Consider the following 18224-nt stretch of genomic DNA (forward strand, 5'->3'; position numbering starts at 1 on the left):
ATTGCGGTGCATGGAGTGTCAATGCGGGTATTCGAAGGGGGCGCGCCACCGCGTGCCGGACGACGTGGCCTGCCGGCTGATCGCTCATTGCGGTGACAGCCAGGCCAGCATCGCCATCCGCCCCGTGCGGCCATCGCGGCGATACGAGAAGAAGCGCTCGCGATCCGACGCCGTGCAGAGTCCGCTGCGGTGCACCACGCCAACACCGGCGCGGGCCAGGCGCAGCGCGGCCAGCGCCGGCAGATCGGCCAGCCACTTGCCGGCCAGGCCCGCACGCGGGACGAACAGCGCGGCCGCGTCCGGCCCGTCGGCGGCGAAGGCGTCCAGCACGTCGGCCCCGACCTCGAACGCATCCGGACCGATACCGGGCCCGATCCACGCCCGCCATGCCGAGGCCTCAGGGCACTTGCGCCGCAGGGCCTGCAAGGTATTTTCGAGGACACCGCCTGCCAGCCCGCGCCAGCCGGCATGCGCCACGCCCAGGACCTGGCCGCCGGCATCGGCAATAAGCACCGGCAGGCAGTCGGCCACCATGATGGCCAGCGGGCGGTCCGCGGCCGCGGTAACCGCGGCGTCCGCGGCCGGCTCTTCTTCCCGGGGGGCATCGGCATCGACGACCCGGGTGCCATGCACTTGCCGCAACCAGAGGGGATCGGCCGGAAGCATGGCGCGCACGCGGCGCCGGTTTTCCGCCACCGCTTCCGGCTGGTCGTCGGCGCGCAGGCCCAGGTTCAAGGTGTCATGCGGCGCCGTGCCCACGCCACCGGCCCGGGTGGTGCAGAAATAGCGCACACCGGCCCACCTGGGGCCGGTCACCACGGGCAGGACGGCCGACTCGGCCCCGAAAGATGCGGATGCGGGAAAGTTCACGGGTAGCCCTCTCATATGTCCCAGGCGATGGCCTGGCAGACGGTTGCCATGTCCGCCGGCACCGGCGCCTCGAACGACAGGGGGCCGCTGCCCGCCGGGTCGTCGAAGCGCAAGGCGCGCGCGTGCAGCATCTGGCGCGTCGCCCCCGCCAGCGCCTTGCCACCATACAGGGTATCGCCGAGCAAAGGGTGCCCCAGGCTGGCCAGGTGGACGCGGATCTGGTGTGTGCGGCCGGTTTCCAGGCGACACACGACACGGGAAACCCGCGCGCCTTCGGCCAGGCCGCGGGCTACAGGCGTGTAATGCGTCACGGCATGCTTGGGGGCGATGGGACGGTCCACGCTCATGCGTACCGGCACGCGGGCGTCGCGGCCCACCGGCCGGTCCACCGTGCCGGGCCCGGTCACCTGGCCATGCACCAGCGCCACGTATTCGCGCCCCATGGTGCGGGCTTGCAGCTGGCGCACCAGATGGGTCTGCGCCTGTTCCGTGCGCGCCACGACGAGCAATCCGGAGGTGTCCTTGTCCAGGCGATGGACGATGCCCGCGCGCGCCACGCCGCGCAGCTCCGGGTAGCGGAACAATAAACCGTTGAGCAGCGTGCCGCGCCAATTTCCGGCGCCGGGATGCGTCACCAGGCCGGCCGGCTTGTCGACGACGACCCAGGTCGGGCTGTCGGCGATGACGTGGAAATCCACCGGTTCCGGCTCGAACGCCATTGCATCTGGCGCCGGCTGCTCCCAGACGGCGATGAGATCGCCGGGGCCGACCGCCTGGCGGACCTTGGCGGGCGCGCCATTCACCTGCACGTAGCCGGCCTCGATCCATCCTTGCAGGCGGCTGCGGGAATGCTCGGGCAGCAGCCCGGACAACACCTTGTCCAGCCGGTCGGCCTGGACGGTTTCCGGGACCCGCAGCATTTGCGGTTCGTCATCGGAAGGGAGATCCGCGCTGGCGGCTAACTCGGACATGGAGACAAATCATATAATCGACGCAGCCAGCCATGCTAACACCAAGGAAATGACCGTCGTGACTCCCCGCGTTCCCGCCTCCCCGTTTGCCGCCCTCCGCCTCGGGTCGGTCGCGCGCCTGTGTCTGGCGCTCGCCTTTACCGCCCTCCTGGCAGCGTGCGGCACCAGCGGCGCCAAGTACGACAAAACCGCCAACTGGAGCGCGGAACAGCTCTACAACGACGCCAAGCAGGAAATGGATGCCGGCAACTGGAAAGACGCCCGCGAGCGTCTGACGGCCGTCGAAAGCCGCTATCCCTTCGGTGTCTACGCCCAGCAGGCGCTGATCAACCTGGCCTACGTCAACTGGAAGGACGGCGAAAACGATCAGGCGCTGGCGGCCATCGACCGTTTCCAGCAGTTGTATCCGAATCATCCCGGCACCGACTACGTGCTGTACCTGAAGGGGCTGATCAATTTCACGCCGGCCAGCGCCTTCATGACCAACATCACCGGCCAGGATCCCAGCGAACGGGACCCGAAGGGGCTGCGTGCGTCCTATGACGCCTTCAACGAACTGATCAAGCGCTACCCGGACAGCAAGTACGCCGCCGACGCCCGCCTGCGCGTGGTGTGGTTGGTGAACGCCATCGCGATGAATGAAGTCCACGTCGCACGCTACTACTACGAACGCGGCGCCTACGTGGCGGCGGCCAACCGCGCCCAGACCGTCATCACGGATTTCCAGGGCGCGCCGGCATCGGAAGAGGCCCTGTACATCCTGTACAAATCCTACGAAAAGCTGAAAATGCCGAAGCTGGAAGCCGACGCCCGCCGGGTGCTGAACACCAACTTCCCCAACAGCACATACCCCACCCAGGGCTTCAAAAAGGATAAGAATTGGTGGGATCCCTGGGGCTGGATGTAAACCGGCCAGCCCGGTGACGCTACGCGCCACCGCACCGTATCCTGAAACAGTCTGGCCCCATCAGGGACGCAGCGGATCCGGCTCCGCCGGTCCGCCAGCGTCGCCCCCTTGAGGGGGAAGCGCGAAGCGCTTCGGGGGTGGGCTTAACCCTGCGCCTTGCGCGACAGAAACGCCAGGGCCTCGTTCAGCTCGCGCGTACGGGCAAAGGGCGGCAGGCCGCGCCAGAGGCGCTTGCCGTAGCTTTTTTCCACCAGCCGGACATCCCCGACCATCAGCACGCCCCAGTCGCCCATGGTGCGGATCAGCCGCCCGGCGCCCTGCTTCAGGGCGATGGCCGCTTCGGGCAGCTGGTATTCGGCGAAGGGATTGCCGCCACGCGCGCGGCACTCCCGCAAACGCGCCTCGATGACAGGATCGTCCGGCGGCGCGAACGGGAGCTTGTCGATCGCCACGAGTGTCAGCACATCGCCTGGCAGGTCGATGCCTTCCCAAAAACTGGCACTGCCCACCAGCACCGGATGGGTCAGCGTGCGGAAGCGTTCCAGCAGGTCGCGCCGTGTTCCCTCGCCCTGCCGCAGCAAGGGCCATTCGACCCCGTCGGCATCGAAGGCGTCGGCCAGCAGGCCCGCGAAGCGGTCCACCGCGCGCAGCGTCGTGCACAGCACGAGCGCACCGCCGGGGCTGGCGTGCAGCAGGGGCATCAGCGTCGCGACGAAGCGTTCGGCGAAGGCCGGCGCCTGCGGTTCCGGCAGCTCCTTGGGCACGAAAAGCAGTCCCTGCGAGCCGTAATCGAAGGGGGATTCCCAATGCCCTGTCACGGCATCGTCCAGGCCCAGCTGGCGGGTGAAATGCCCGAAGTCGCCATGCACCGATAGCGTCGCGGATGTCAGTACCCACGCCTGGCCCGGCTTGCGGTACTTGGAGAAAGCCTGCGCAACGGACAGGGGCGCCGCATGCAGACGCACATGATGCGTGCCGTGTTCGACCCAGCGCACGGAAGGGCCGGTCCAGTCGGCCAGTGGAGGCACGACCGCCTGGTGGCTGGGGCGCGTGCCGTCAGGCGCCGGCGCGCGTGCCGCATCGGGCCGCGCGGCCGCTGTGTTCGGTGCGTCCGGTGCGATGGCCGCCGACACGCCCGCGGCCATCGCGGCCGACCAGGCGGCGATAACCGCGTCGTCGGTTTCCTCCGGCCCGGGCGCCCCGGCGGCATCCGGCCGCGCGGGCGGCGCCCAGCGCTTGAGCCGCAGCAGGATGTCCGCGCCCTGCCGCGCGGCCGCGGCAAGGTCCGGATGCTTTTCCGCCACCTGGGTCAGGCCGCGCGTGACCGCGTGTACCGCATCGTTCAGGTTATGCAGCGCTTCATGAAAACCATCGGCGTCCGGTACGGCCTCGAAGTTGGCCTTGCGGCCGGGCATATGCTCGATCGCACCGCAGGAAAGGCGCAATTCGCGCGCGGCGTGCTCCAGCTTGCGCGACGCTTCGCCCCAGTTCATCGCTTCGCGGGCATAGGCCAGGCCGGCGGCTTCGGCAGCGCGGCCGAAGTCCAGCAACTGGTGCGTGGACAGGCTGGTACCCAAAAAGCGCGTGGCGGTGTCCGGCAACTGGTGCGCTTCGTCGAAAATGACCGTGTCGGCTTCCGGCAGGAGGTCGGTAATCCCCTCTTCGCGCAGCACCAGGTCCGCCATGAACAGCGCGTGATTGATGACCACCACATCGGCCTCCTGCGCTTCCCGGCGGGCCTTCACCACAAAGCAATCGCGGATGCGCGGACATTCCTGGCCCAGGCAGTTTTCCCGGGTGGAGGTCGCGCGCTGCCAGATATCGGCGTCTTCCGGCACCTGGGCCAGGTCGGCGCGGTCGCCCGTGGTGGTGTGCGCGGCAAAGCGCTGGATATGCCGCAGCTGGCTGATTTCCGCGCGGGATTTCAGCGCGCGATCGTCGCCGGACAGGCGGTCCAGGTGGTAATGGCAGAGATAATTGCCCCGTCCCTTCAGCAGCGCGGCCGTCACCGGCACGGCCAGCGCGGCCCGCACGCGCGGCAGATCGCGATTGAAGAGCTGGTCCTGCAGCGTGCGGGTGCCGGTGGAAATCAGCACCTTGCCGCCGCCCAGGAAGGCCGGCACCAGATAGGCCCAGGTCTTGCCGATGCCGGTGCCCGCCTCGGCGACCAGGGTGGAGCGGCGTGAAATGGTCTGTTCGATGGCCTGCGCCAGCTCTACCTGGGACTGGCGCAGGCGATAGCCGGGCGACGCCTTCGCAAGCGGGCCGTCTTCGGCGAAATACTCGGCAAGCTGCAGATGCAACATGGAAAGACAAGGTGGCGGTACAGGCTGGAATCATACCGTCCGCGGCGGTGCCCGACCCTAATGGGGGACAAAATCATCCCGGGCGCATTTTTTCGCGGTCCGCCCTTGTGGCAAAATCCGGCGCTTGTTTTTCGTAGTTTTTCCTTCTTTGTCGCCCAAGAGATGCCTGAGACCTCCGCTACCACGTCCGCCGCGGCACCCGCCGTCGACCAAGCCCGCATCGTTGCCCAGCTCGCCGCCGAGCTCGGCGCGAGGCCCAACCAGGTCGCCGCCGCGGTCGAACTGCTGGACGACGGCGCCACGGTGCCCTTCATCGCACGCTACCGCAAGGAAGCAACCGGCGGCCTGGACGATACCGTGCTGCGCAATCTCGAAGTCCGCCTGGGCTACCTGCGCGAACTCGAGGAACGCCGCGCCGCGATCCTGGACTCCATCGGCCAGCAAGGCAAGCTCACGCCCGAATTGCGGAAGGAAATCGAAACCGCGGATACCAAGCAGCGCCTGGAAGATCTTTACACGCCGTACAAGCCCAAGCGCCGCACGCGTGCGCAGATTGCGCGCGAGGCCGGCCTGGAGCCCCTGGCCGACGCCATCCTCGCCGATACGGCCTGCGATCCGGCCCAACTGGCCCAGCAGTACCTGAATCCCGAAGCTTCGATCAACGATGCCAAGGCAGCCCTGGACGGCGCGCGCGACATCCTGGCCGAACGCTACGCGGAAAACGCCGACCTGCTGGCCGACATGCGCGAACACCTTTGGTCCACCGGGCTGCTGTATTCCAAGGTGGCGGAAGGCAAGGAAGCGGAAGGAGCGAACTTCCGCGACTGGTTCGACTTCAACGAGCCCTTGCGTACCCTGCCTTCGCACCGCGTGCTCGCGCTGCTGCGTGGCCGCCAGCAGGGCGTGCTGGAACTGCGCCTGGGCCTGGAAGCGGAACAGGAAGCGCTGACGCCGCACCCCTGCGTGGCGCGCATCGCCAGCCTGCTCAAGCTGGGCACGCGGCTGTTCGATATCGACGCCTCGCAGCGCGACCGCTGGCTGGGCGAAGTGTGCCGCTGGACCTGGCGCGTCAAGCTGCTATCGGCCTTCGAAAGCGAACTGGTGGGCCGCCTGCGCGAAAGCGCCGAAGCCGAAGCCATCCGGGTCTTCTCCGCCAACATGAAGGATCTGCTGCTGGCCGCGCCGGCCGGTCCGCGCGCCGTCCTCGGACTGGATCCCGGCATCCGCACCGGCGTCAAGGTCGCGGCCATCGACCAGACGGGCAAAGTGGTGCAGACGGCGACCGTCTACCCCTTCGAACCCCGCCGCGACCGTGAAGGCGCCATCGCGACGCTGGCCGCCATCGCGGCCCGGCACAAGATCGAACTGGTGGCCATCGGCAACGGCACGGCCTCCCGCGAAACCGAGAAGCTGGTCGGCGACCTGATGGCACGCCATCCTGAACTGAGCCTGACCCGCGTGGTCGTCTCCGAGGCGGGCGCCTCGGTCTACTCGGCATCGGAACTGGCTGCACTGGAATTCCCGGAGCTGGATGTCAGCCTGCGCGGTGCCGTCTCCATCGCCCGCCGCCTGCAGGACCCGCTGGCGGAACTCGTCAAAATCGAACCCAAGGCCATCGGCGTCGGACAATATCAGCACGACGTCAACCAGCGCGAGCTGGCCCGGTCGCTGGATGCCGTCATCGAAGACTGCGTGAATGCGGTGGGTGTCGACGTCAACACCGCTTCGGCGCCGCTGCTGTCGCGCGTGTCGGGCCTGAATTCCTTGCTCGCCAAGAATATCGTCGCCTGGCGTGACGAAAACGGCGCCTTTCCCTCGCGCGACGCGTTGCGCAAAGTACCGCGCTTCGGCGACAAGGCGTTCGAGCAGGCGGCAGGCTTCCTGCGCATCCGCGAAGGTGAAAACCCGCTGGACGCCTCCTCGGTGCATCCGGAAGCCTATCCCGTGGTCGAGCGTATCCTCGCCCGCATCCAGGCCGACGTGCGCGCCGTCATGGGGCAGCGCGAGGCCCTGAAGGGCGTGTCGCCGGCCGAGTTCACCGATGAACGTTTCGGCCTGCCCACGGTGCGCGACATCTTCGCCGAACTGGAAAAGCCGGGCCGCGATCCACGTCCGGAATTCAAGACCGCGCAGTTCAAGGAAGGCGTGGAAACGCTGAACGACCTGCACGAAGGCATGATCCTGGAAGGCGTGGTCACCAACGTCGCCAACTTCGGCGCCTTCGTCGATATCGGCGTGCACCAGGATGGCCTCGTGCATATCTCGGCCCTGTCCGAAAAATTCGTCAAGGATCCGCGCGATGTGGTCCGCGTGGGGCAAACCGTCCAGGTCAAGGTGCTGGAAGTCGACGTGGCGCGCAAGCGCGTGGCATTGACCATGCGCTTGAACGACAGCGCCGCGCCGGCCCGTCGCGCGGGCGGCGGCGATAACCGCCCCGCCCCCGCATCCCGCCAAGGAGGTGACCGGTCGCGGCGCGCCGGCCAGGATAATCGCGGCGCGGCGCCCGCTGCCGGTGGCGCCATGGCCGACGCGATGGCGCAGGCCCTGGCCAAGCTGAAGCGCTAGCACCGCGGCGGAACCGCCGCATGGCGGTAGGGCCTGGATACGGGCGCATCGCGCGCCTGCGTCCGGGCTAGCCCTCTGCCCCAAGATAACCGGTCGTCAGCTCCGCCATCGCTTCATACCGGATCTGGCGCATGATGCCCGGCCCGAGATCCTTGCGCGCGTCGGCCACCAAGGTCTGGTCCTGCGGGTCCAGGCCGAGCCTATCGATTTCCTGCTGCAACCGCTGTTCGAAGGCCTCCAGCATATCGTGCGACCGTTGCTCGGCATCGGCGTATGCCTTCGCATCCCGGCGCTTCAGCAAGGTTTGCCACGGTTCGTAATCCAGGACGAGGAATTTTTCGAACCCATCGCGTTCGCGTGCACGTACCTGTTCCAGTGCCACTTCCAGATCCTCGGCGGTGACCTCCCTGCGGTCGTAGAACCGCATTCCGGGCGCCACGGTCGTCAGGCCCAGCGAATCGCGCAGCTTCACCACGTAAGAGAGATACACCTCCACTTCGTCGGATACGCTCAGCGTGCGCTCCTTTTGCCGGGCGATGTCGGTCAGCGCGTCGATACGAAACATCTGGCGTGCGATGGCCACGACATCCGCCATGCGGCTGTCGTACAGCCCTTGCCGGATGTCGTCGTTCAGCCGCAGCTTCTGCATATCGTTCCAGACCGAGACGATGCGATCCTCGCAACTTTCCGCGGCTCCCTCGCATACCGCCAATGTGTCCTGCAGCAGCGCGCTGCGCTCCGGCTTCGCCAGTTCCACCAGCCAGTCCTCGACCTGGGCCCGGAACGCCGCGTCGCTGTAGCTGACGCTGGTGCGCAGCAGATCCAGGAACAGCGAAAACTGCGTGGCGCCGTCATGCATGCCCATTGCCTGCGCGACGGTTTCCCACCTCGCCCGGTCTTCGCCGGCCGACTTCGACCACCACTGCTGCACCGCCTGCAGCAACGTCCGCACATGCTGCACCCGCTGGTCGCTCGTCCTCAGCATCGAAAAGAAAATCCGCGGTCCGGCGCGATCGGCGGAAATCACCGGAATGTCCTCCAGTGACAGAGGATTGCCGTCCAGGTGTATCCGCGCCGACTCCAATGTCGCGATGCCAGGCGGGAGTTCGACGATGTCATTGCGCTGCAGGGCCAGGATCCGCAGGTCCGGCGGCAGGTCCCTCGGCAGCCCCCGCAGCCGGTTGTTGGAAACGGCGAGTATTTGCATTCCGCGCGGCAGATTGTCCGGCAATTCCTCCAGCAGATTGGTGTCCGCGTCGAGGATGCGCAGTGTGTCGGGCAATCGTGTCAGCTCACGCAGGCGATTGGAAGAGACGTCGAGTTCTTCGAGCGTCGCGGGTAGCCGGCCGGGCAACTGCGCCAGGCGGTTGCGGCTCGCATACAACACTTTCAGGCCCGCCGGCAGGTTCGCCGGCAGTCGCGCGATCTGGTTGTCGGACACATCGACCAGGCGCAGCTCAGAGGGAAGGCCCGACAGATCGCGCAGGTGGTTGCCGTCGCTGATAAGCTCGCGCAGCGATGCCGGCAGGAGCGGCAACGAACCCAGCCGATTGCGGCCGATATCCAGCCGGCGGAGCCCTGGCGGGAACACTAGCGCCGGCGTTCTGAGCAGGTTCCCGGAGACATCGAGCTCCAGCAAGCCTGCGGGAAGGTTGGAGGGCAATCGCGTCATGCGCGTACCTTCCGCGCGCAGGACGCTCAGCCTCTCCGGCAGGTGGCTCCAGTCGCGGACGGGATTATGGGACATGATCAGGACCCTGACGTCGGCCGGCAGGGGCGGCACGCTGTCCAAGTCGTGGTGGGACAGATCGATCTTCATACCGCGGCTTGTACGCTCATTCCTCAGGATCGCCTTGAAGGTCGCTTTGTCGACGCCGCCATAGCACCGGCTTTCCTCCAGTTGCCGGCGCAGGCTGCGCAAGGCCAATTCCCGCGGCTCGATCGCGGTCGACCCTTGACCGCCCGACCGCGCCGCCTCGGCCCCTTGCCGGCGCCATTCGTCCCAGGCCTGCTCCAATCGCGGGTCCAGCGCGGGCAGGCCCTCGGCCCGCAGGGCCACCAAGGGGTCGTCGTTCTGCAGCAGCCCCGTCATGTTGTTGTAGACCGCCGCGAACTCGTCGATCGCCTGTTCACCCACGTTCCCGATGGCATCCAGGTCCAGCTGCCAGATATGGGTACGCGTCGGATGGTCCAGCGACGGCCGCGCCGCCGCATCGCCCGCGGCGCGCAGGACGATCTCCGGTGCCTGCCCCGTCAGTTCGTAGTGCGCCGTCATGGCACGCATGATGGCCAGCCCCCGGCGATCGCGCGCGATCCGATCGAACAGCGCGCGCAATACATCGACCTCGTCGGGAAGGGCATCGCGCAGCGCGCTGGCCGCCATGGCATCCTGTAGCCGCGCCAGCCGCTTGGAGTCGGGACTCACCCGGACGTCCATCCCGGGCGAGACGGCGCCCCGCCAGCGGCCGCGCAGGCCGTAACGTGACGACTGATTGCCGCCGCCGGACAGGCCGGGCACGTCCGCTCGGCGCCACAAGCCATCCCGCGCGTCGTGGAACAGTCGATGCACGATAAGGTCGGGAGCCACGTCCGGCGGAGCGGCAACGCGCCATATCGGCCGAGCCGCTGTGGACACTGCGGCGTCCGGGATCACCTGCACGTAATCGGCCCCGAGCCTTGCATAGCGGTTGCCATTCAAGCCGACGGTGCCGTCCGGCTCGACGCGCCCGTGCTCCAGCATCCGAATATCGGCCGGTGTGGCGACGCGATAGCGCTCCAGGCTGGACACGGGCAGGGTTTGGTGCAGCCAGCCGCCGCTGTCGGCCACCAGCAGCGCGCCCGTCCGCAGTCCCGCCGCGTCGACCTGCGTGTAGACACCGCTACGTTCGCCGTAGGGAAGCAGGTTCAGCGTGCCGCCCCGCGTGTTGCGCGCGGTAACGGCACGGACCGCGGTGATCGTATCGCCCGCCTCCGCCGTGGCCGCGGCCGCGCCGCGAACGCGCCACACGCCATCGGGGACGGCCGCCGCGCGTGAACGGGCGACGACGCCGTCCAGGATATCGGCCAGCCCCGGTGCGGTGGGCCGAAGCGCCTGCGCCACCCGCTGGACATCCAGCGGCCGCAGGCGCCCCCAGCCCTGGGCGGCGGAGCCCACCAGGCTTTGTTTGATGCGGTCGCGCAGCTGCGGTACCCCGCCAGCCAGGCGCCGCAAACCATTCAAGCCAGGGCGGGCCGCCGCGCCGCCGAACCGCACGCCCATGGCGAGCCAGGGCGCCGCCGACCTCGCCGCCGCGCCGGTCAACCGCACCCCGGCGCCGACCAGCGGGATCAGGGTAAGCATATCCAACGCACCCATCACGATCGATGTGGGGATGTCGCCCTTGCGCAGCGCGACCACCATGGCGCGGAACGGGATCAGGTTCAACAAGGCATCCACGCCTGCCTCCGCAAGCGTTTCCCCGCGAGCGGCTTCGCGTCCCTTTTCGATTTCGGCATGAAACATAGCGGGCAGCCATTCCCGAATGGAATCGGAAGGACCGGATGCTTTCTCTTCCACCGTCACGCGGGCAAGCCAGCGGCCCGGAGTCGCCGCCAGCGCGGCCAACGCCGCGCCATCGTCGAATGCCAGTTCGTGCTCCTTGCGCAGCCAGGATTCGGCCGACGCATCCTCGGGCAGCACCCGCACCGCGCCGGTTTGGCTGGACACAAAGCACTGGTGCGTCTTGCCGGCGCTCTGGATGGACACCAGGAAGCCGCGCGACGGCCGGGTGCCATAGACCTCGGAGTACTTGCCCCCGTTGCCTATCCGCATGCCCGGAGCCGGCGCGAAAAGACGCATTGTCGCCCTCGATATCGCTACCGTCGCGCCGGCCAGGCCGATACCGGCCTCGCTCGCATGCAAGGACAGGCGGGCGGACAGCCATTGCGCCAGCAGCGCGGACATGCGTTGCTGTTGACTGTCGAAGCGCCGGGTGAATTCCGCATCCAGCGAATCGGGCAGCGCGCGCAACACCCGCTCGACATGCTCGTCCGTCAGGGTCGCGCCAGCGCTCGTTCTCATCCTGCGGACCCCGTCGGCGGTCAGCTTGTCGCGATTGAAGTAGTAGTTCCCCGCCCGCTGGCTGCGCACCAGCGGCGGCGACGAGGCCGAAACGCTGGGATACTCCGCGTCGAACCGGGGTCCCTCCAGAAGGGCTTCGGGATCGACGCCCTGCTCGCGCAACAGCGCGTCGGCCAACTCCCCGCGCCCCAGCAAGGGCGGCTCGGCGGCCAGCGCATCCAGCGCCTGGTAAAGATCCATCTCGTCCTTGAATTCGGCGCGCAGGAAGTCGTCGACCTGCGCGGCGATCCTGTCCTTGTCCCCGCTTGCCCAGGCTCCGTCGTCCACCTTGCCTTCCATGCGTGCGACCGCGACGAGCAGGCCTTCAGGCGTGCCGGACAGCGCATGGTCCGCCACGGCCTGCCCGCCCAGGGCCATCAGGTCCTGCGCGCCGATCGCGGCCGCATCCAGCCCCAGCTCGCGTGCCGCCAGCACGCCGAGTTTGTAGGCCATCCGTCGGCGGCCATCCCGACCGACCGAATCCGGGATGGCGATATCCGGCACGTCGGTCGGTGGGGCGCCGCGGGGCGCGCGCCGCGGCGAGATGGGTTTGCTGACTTCCCAACCGTCCGAGGTCGCCTGCGCCTTCGACTCGGCGCCGGCCGGCGCGCGGACTTGCGCGAATAGATTCCCGGCCGACTCCGGGCCGAGCGACGCGGCAGTCCGGTTCGCGTCGGGATACTCGAGGGGCGGAGGCAGCACGCTGCCGATTCTGCCCGCGACTTGCGTGCTCACTCTTGAACCTCGATAAACAGGATACGGAATCAAAGGACTTATTCCAGCGCGTCATCCGCGGTCGGCGCCGCGCTATCCCGGCGCCTCGTCGATAGCAATGTCGTGCTTGAACTCCTTGCGGATGCGCTGGACTAATCGGCGGCCGGCCTGGGAACGGCGCGGTGCAGATGGCTTACGCTCAGCGGCCTGAACGCGCGATAGCGGATATCGCGCATGATGGCTGGGCCGAGGTCCTTGCGCGCATCCGCCAGCCAGGCCTCGTCCCGCGGATCCAGCCCCAGCTTGTCCGATTCCTCGCGCAAGCGCTGTTCGAAACATCGCGCGCCGACGCGGGGCTCGCGAGGCTCACACCGGCGATTGGCGCGCTCATCGTGCATCCCCTTCGGCCCGCGCCTGCCGGGTCAGCGGTGCCATCGCGTCGTAGCGTATCCGCCTCATGACGTCCGGCCCCAGCCGCTTGCGGGCGTCCGCCAGCGCAGGCGCGTCGTTGGCATCGAAACCGAGCTTATCCAGTTCCTGCTGCAGCTCGGACTCGAATCGGTCCTCCAGCGCCCGCAGCGCGGCGGCTTCCGCATCGGCATACGCCCTGGCATTCTTGCGCCGCAGCAATGTTTGCCACGGCCTGTAGTCCAGCGTCAGGAACGCGTCGAACTCCACGCGTTCCTGCGCCAGCACCGCTTCCCTCGCGGTCGCCAGGTCCTGCCCGCTCACGCCGGATAAATGGTGAAACCGCATATAGGGCGCTATCGTCCTCAGGCCCAGCGATTCGCGCAGGCCGAACACATAGGCAAGGTAAACCTCGACCTCGTCGGGCTCCCGTCCTCCAGGCGAACCTATACTGGTCAGTTCGCGCTCCTTGTCGCGTGCGATATCGGTCAGGACGCCAAGACGGAACATCTCCCGCGCGACCTGTATGACGTCTTTCTCGCGGTTGTCGTACATACCATGTTCGATGTCGTCATTCCGGCGCAGGGTTTGCAGATCGTTCCACGTGGCGATAACACGGTCGCCGCAGGTCTCCGTCGCCCCCAGGCAGGTCTGCAGGCTTTGTTCGAGCAAGTCCTTGCGTTCAGGCCTGGACAACTCCACCAGCCATTCCGCGACCTGGGCCCGGAATGCCTCGTCCCGATAGCCGACCGTCCGCCGCAGCCTGTCCAGGAACAGGGAAAACTCCATGGCGTCGCGCTGCATTCCGACCTTTTGCTCGATGACCTTCCATCGCGCCTGGGCGTCGATGGATTCGCTCCACCAATGCCGCACCGCCTGCGCCAGCGGACGTACCGCATGCGTCGCACCACCGCTGAAGCTCAGCGCCGTCAGGAAAAAGTTCGGTCCGGCACGTTGGGCGGCCACGCTCGGAATGCCGACCATCGGCAGTGGATTCCCATGCAGATAGATCTCGCACGATTCCAGTTCGGTGATGTTCAGGGGAAGCCGGCCGAGCAGGTTTCTTTCCAGAGAGAGAATAGTCAACCCCGTGGGCAGATCGTCCGGCAAGCGCCTGAGCTGATTGCCGGAAACCCGGATAACCTTCAATCCGCGCGGCAGGCCCGCCGATAGCTCGCTCAACAGGTTTCCATCCGCGACCAGCGTGCGCAAGGTATCCGGAAGTGCCGGCAATGTCTCGATGCTGTTGTCGGAAAAATCAACCTGTTCCAATCGCGTGCGCGATAGATTGGGCACACGCGTCAGGCGATTCCGGTCCACGCGCATAAGCCGCAGGTCGCGCGGCAGGTCGATGATCAATTCAGTGAGCGCATTGCCGCTGGCATCCAGTTCGACCAAGGTGTCGGGCAGCGACGCCAGGGTCTGGAGATTATTGGAAGATACGTCCAGCTCCAGCAAACCGGTATGCGAGAGATCGGGCAAGTCCGTCAACCGGTTATTCGCGAGATAAAGCTGCCGGAGGCTGGACGGCCACTCGTTCGGCACGCGGGTCAGCGCATTGCCCGACACGTCGAGCAGCCGCAGCCCGGGTGGCAGACGGCGCTGCAGTTCCTGGATGGCGTTGTCATAGATGACAAGTTCCTCCAGCGAGTTTGGAAGCGCGGGCGCAGTCTTCAGATTATTTCCCGCGATCTCCAGGCGTTTGAGTTTGGGCGGCAGCGCCAGCGAAGCGTCGCGCAGGAAGTTACCGGACACATTCAGCTCTTCCAGGTCGATGGACAGGTTCGCGGGCAATTTCGTCATACCCGTGTGGTCCGCGTGGAGGACCCGCAGCTTCTTGGGCAGATGACGCCAATCCTCGATAAGGTTGTGGGAAACGATCAGCGTGTCCGTATCGGGGGGCAACGGCGGTATGCTGGTCAGGCCGCGGAAGGAAAGCTTGATTCTTACGGTCCAGGTACCCGGCTGGTTTCTCAACAGCGATTTGAAGGTTTCCCGGCTCAATCCGCCATAGCAGCGCATCTCGCGCAACTGCCTCGCAAGATAGTTCCTGGTCGAAACGCGCTCGATCGAATTCGGCGCCTCTGCGATCCAGTCCGCCCACTGCTGTTCCAGGCCCGGATCCAGCGCGGGCTGGCCCAGCGCCAGCATATCGGCGTAGGGATCCTCGTTCTGCAGGAGCCCGGTCATGTTGTTGTAGACGGCCGCCAGCTCCTGGACCGCCGCGTCCGTCGTACCGAACCTGAGCGCTTCCAGATCGATATTCCAGGCAGTGCCGGGCACGGGTCGATCCAGCGATGGCCGGAGAGGCAAAGGCGACTGTGGCTGCGGCTCTGGCTGGTCTTGGGGTTGTGACTCGCCTTGCGGTTGCGCGCGAGCTCGCGGTACATCGGTCGCCTGGCGCAGGATGATGTCGGGCGCCTGCCCCAGCAGCTCGTGGTGGACCGCCATCGCCCGCAGAATCGCGGCGCCGCGCTTATCGCTCCCGATCCGGTCCAACAGTGCCTCGAACGCCTGGACCTGTTCAGGCGTCCCGCCGCGCATGCCGGCGGCGAGCGTGGCCCGGTAGCGTGCCAGTTGCGCGGCATCCGGCAACAACCCAGCGCCCGAAGCAGTCTCGACGTTGACCGTTGCGCACGCCGGCACGCTGCACAGGCCTTTTCCGCCACCGGCCAGGCCCGCAACGTCGGCCTGGTGCCACAGGCCCTGGTTCGCGTCGTAGGCGAGTCGATGGGCGATGACATCCGGCGCCATATGCGCGCGCGCCATCGCCCGCCATATGGAACGCCCCGGCGTCGACACGGCCACATCGCGGATGACCTCCACGTAGTCGTCTCCCAGGCGGACATAGCGCGTATCGCCCAACGCCACGGTCCCGTCCGGTCCGGCGCGCTTGTCCGTCAAGGCGGCCAGTACATCCGGCGCGGCAACGCGGTAGCGTTCCAGACTGTCCACGGGCAGGGCCTGGTGCAGCCACCCCCCGCTATCGGACACCAGCAGCGCCCCGACCCTCCGTCCGACGGCATCGATTTGCGTATAAACGCCGGCACGGCTGCCGTAGGGCAGCAGTTGCAGCCTCGCGCCACCCAGGCTGCGCGCGCTGACGGGCGATATCGCGCCGATCGCATGCCCTGCTTCGGCGGCGGTCGCGGCGTGCCCGCCGACGCGCCAGACGCCGGCGGGAATCGTCTCGCCGCGTGCGCGCGCGGCAATCCCGCCCAGCAGGTCGGCAAGCTTGGGGGACGTCGCGCGTAAAGCCGCCACGATCCGCTGCAAGTCCAGCGGGCGCAAACGTCCCCATCCGCGTATCGCGGTCAACGCCAGATTTGTCCTGATACCGTCATACCGCGCCGAAGCCGTACCTATGCCGGCGGCCGCGCGCCGCAGGCCGCTGCTCAATCCCTGCCGCCCCGCCGTACCGCCGAACCGCATCCCCATCGCCACCCAGGGCGCCGCCGACTTCGCCGCCGCGCCTCCCAGGCGTACCCCCGCGCCAACCAGCGGTAGCAAGGACAGCACATCCAGCGCACCCATCATGATCGCCGCCGGGATATCGCCCTTACGCAGCGATACCACCATTGCCCGGAACGGAATGAGGTTGAGAAGCCCATCGATCAGCCCCTCGGTCAGGTTCTCGCCGCGGGCGGATTCGCGACCTTGCTCGATCTCCCCATGGAACATGCCGGCCAGGCGTTCCTGGATCGTGTCATGCGGCCCCGAGACCGCCTCCTCCACCCTGATGCTGCTGACCCACCGTCCGGGACGGGCATCCAGTTCGGCGCGCGTCTCCGCGTCCTCGAAGGCCAGCTCGTGATGCTCTCTCAGCCACGACTCCATGGACGTATCGGGCGGCACCGCATGGACAGCGCCGGTACGGCTCGAAATAAAGCAATGTGAGGTCTTATCCCGGCCCTGGATGGCGATCGTGAAACCGCACAAGGGCTTGACGATGGCGTTCTGGGCCGAATATCGGCCGCCGAGCGTCGCCATGGACCTGAGAAACCGCAGTGTGGCGCGCGACACCGTCACCGTCGTGCCGGCCATATCGATGCCGTGTTCCCTGGCGTGCAGGGACAGCCGCGCGGCGATCCAGTCCGACAAGTACCCCGACATCCTGCGCTGATGCGCGTCGAAGCGGCGCGTGAACTCCCCGTCCAGCGACGCCGGCAAGGCCCGAAGTATCCGCGCGATGTCGTCTTCGCCCGGCGGGCCGCCACCGCGCATGCGCATCTTGCGCAGCAGCCCTGCCGTAAGCGTGTCCCGGTTGAAATACTCCTGCCCGGCCCGCCATTTGCGAATCAGCGGCGCCGACGATCCCGCGATGCTGCTGTGCTCGTAATCCAGTTCCCCCTGCGCCAACTCCTCGGCGCTCACATCGTGGCCGCCCAGGCGAGCCTCCGTATCGATGCCCTGCTCGCGCAACAAGGCATCGGCCAGCTCGCGCCGTCCCAGCAAGGGCGGCTCGGCCGCCAGCCCCGCCAGCGACCGGTGCAACGCGATCTCGTCCTTGAACTCGGTGCGTACGAACGCATCGACCTGTTCGGCGATCTTCTCGCTATCGCGGGCCTTCCACGCCGTGTCGTCCACCTTGCCTTCGGCGCGCGCCATGGCCAGGAGGACATTGTCGGCCGTGCCCGCCATCATATGATCGGCCACCGTCTGCCGGCCCAGGGCCAACAGGTCCTGCGCCGATAGCTCGCCCGTATCCAATGCCAGCTCGCGCGCGGCCAGCACGCCCAACTTGAACAGCATCCGGCGCCGGCCATCCCCGTCGATCTCTTCGGGCACCGCGATATCGGCGCCGGATTCGGACGCCTGCTCCGCGGCCGGCGCGCCATGCGGCAGCGGTTTCAGGACATCGGCATGCCCGAGCGCGCGCGCTGCCGGCGAATCGCCCCCAGCCTGGGCGCCCGGCCGCCCGCCATCACGCGCGAACGATGGCGTGCCGTCGGTCGCCTTTGCCGCGCCAGCATCCCTGGCCGGGGCCACCGTCGCGAGCAGCTGTGCCATGTCCTTGCCCATGGTGGCGACCGCTGCGTCATCGTGTCCCCGCGTAGTATTGAAATCATGGACACTGCCCTGGACGGTCGTACCCGCCCCCCGAACCTGGACACTCAATCGGCACCTCGACAGATGGATTGCGCTGACGCGACGGGTCGTCGGCGCCGGCAAGGAGTCGTCGTCCAGCGCCATCGAGCCGGACGCGTCTCCGCATCTGTCGATCCATGAATTCGTGCGTGACGGGCCATCCGGCCGCCACGCGTGCGACTGTTTCACTCAACGCGCGCCCTCGACAAACGTACCGGCCGGAGGTATTCGCCGGCCGGCGCGGGTCATGGGCGGATGACGCCCATGCCGCCGTGGGTCGATACGAAGCGGACGAA

8 protein-coding genes are annotated in these 18224 nt (G+C 67.4%); 2 read left to right on the forward strand and 6 right to left on the reverse strand.

Annotation, left to right across the window (positions count from 1 at the left end; all coding sequences use genetic code 11):
• Positions 1-84: 84 nt before the first annotated feature.
• Positions 85-825, reverse strand: coding sequence for a peptidoglycan editing factor PgeF (gene pgeF, locus CAL28_RS20285; protein WP_254926307.1), 741 nt, complete (start codon positions 823-825; stop codon positions 85-87).
• A gap of 56 nt (positions 826-881) precedes the next feature.
• Positions 882-1841, reverse strand: coding sequence for an RluA family pseudouridine synthase (locus CAL28_RS20290; protein ID WP_094843037.1), 960 nt, complete (start codon positions 1839-1841; stop codon positions 882-884).
• Between the two features lie 49 nt (positions 1842-1890).
• Here CAL28_RS20290 and CAL28_RS20295 point away from each other — a divergent pair, with 49 nt between their 5' ends.
• On the forward strand, positions 1891-2748 hold the full coding sequence (locus CAL28_RS20295; RefSeq protein ID WP_094844741.1) for an outer membrane protein assembly factor BamD: 858 nt from the start codon (positions 1891-1893) through the stop codon (positions 2746-2748).
• A 143-nt stretch (positions 2749-2891) separates the two neighbouring features.
• On the opposite strand, the gene CAL28_RS20300 is transcribed toward CAL28_RS20295, so the two are convergent.
• Positions 2892-5054: an ATP-dependent DNA helicase gene (locus CAL28_RS20300; RefSeq protein ID WP_094843038.1), complete on the reverse strand. Its 2163-nt coding sequence runs from the start codon at positions 5052-5054 to the stop codon at positions 2892-2894.
• A 162-nt stretch (positions 5055-5216) separates the two neighbouring features.
• Here CAL28_RS20300 and tex point away from each other — a divergent pair, with 162 nt between their 5' ends.
• Entirely contained in the window at positions 5217-7619 is a 2403-nt protein-coding gene (gene tex, locus CAL28_RS20305; RefSeq protein ID WP_094844742.1) for an RNA-binding transcriptional accessory protein Tex, read from the forward strand.
• Between the two features lie 67 nt (positions 7620-7686).
• On the opposite strand, the gene CAL28_RS20310 is transcribed toward tex, so the two are convergent.
• From CAL28_RS20310 to CAL28_RS20315, 3 genes are all read right to left on the reverse strand, one after another.
• A complete protein-coding gene (locus CAL28_RS20310; protein ID WP_094843039.1) occupies positions 7687-12453 on the reverse strand; it encodes an NEL-type E3 ubiquitin ligase domain-containing protein in 4767 nt (1588 codons plus the stop codon).
• A gap of 131 nt (positions 12454-12584) precedes the next feature.
• Complete coding sequence (locus CAL28_RS29820; protein WP_176464047.1) at positions 12585-12755, reverse strand: hypothetical protein; 171 nt, start codon at positions 12753-12755, stop codon at positions 12585-12587.
• 64 nt (positions 12756-12819) lie between these two features.
• The gene (locus CAL28_RS20315) at positions 12820-17850 is read right to left on the reverse strand and encodes an NEL-type E3 ubiquitin ligase domain-containing protein (protein ID WP_141218219.1); all 5031 of its coding nucleotides are present in this window, start codon (positions 17848-17850) and stop codon (positions 12820-12822) included.
• Positions 17851-18224 lie beyond the last annotated feature (374 nt).

The sequence above is a fragment of the Bordetella genomosp. 11 genome (assembly GCF_002261215.1).
Taxonomy (GTDB): domain Bacteria; phylum Pseudomonadota; class Gammaproteobacteria; order Burkholderiales; family Burkholderiaceae_B; genus Bordetella_C.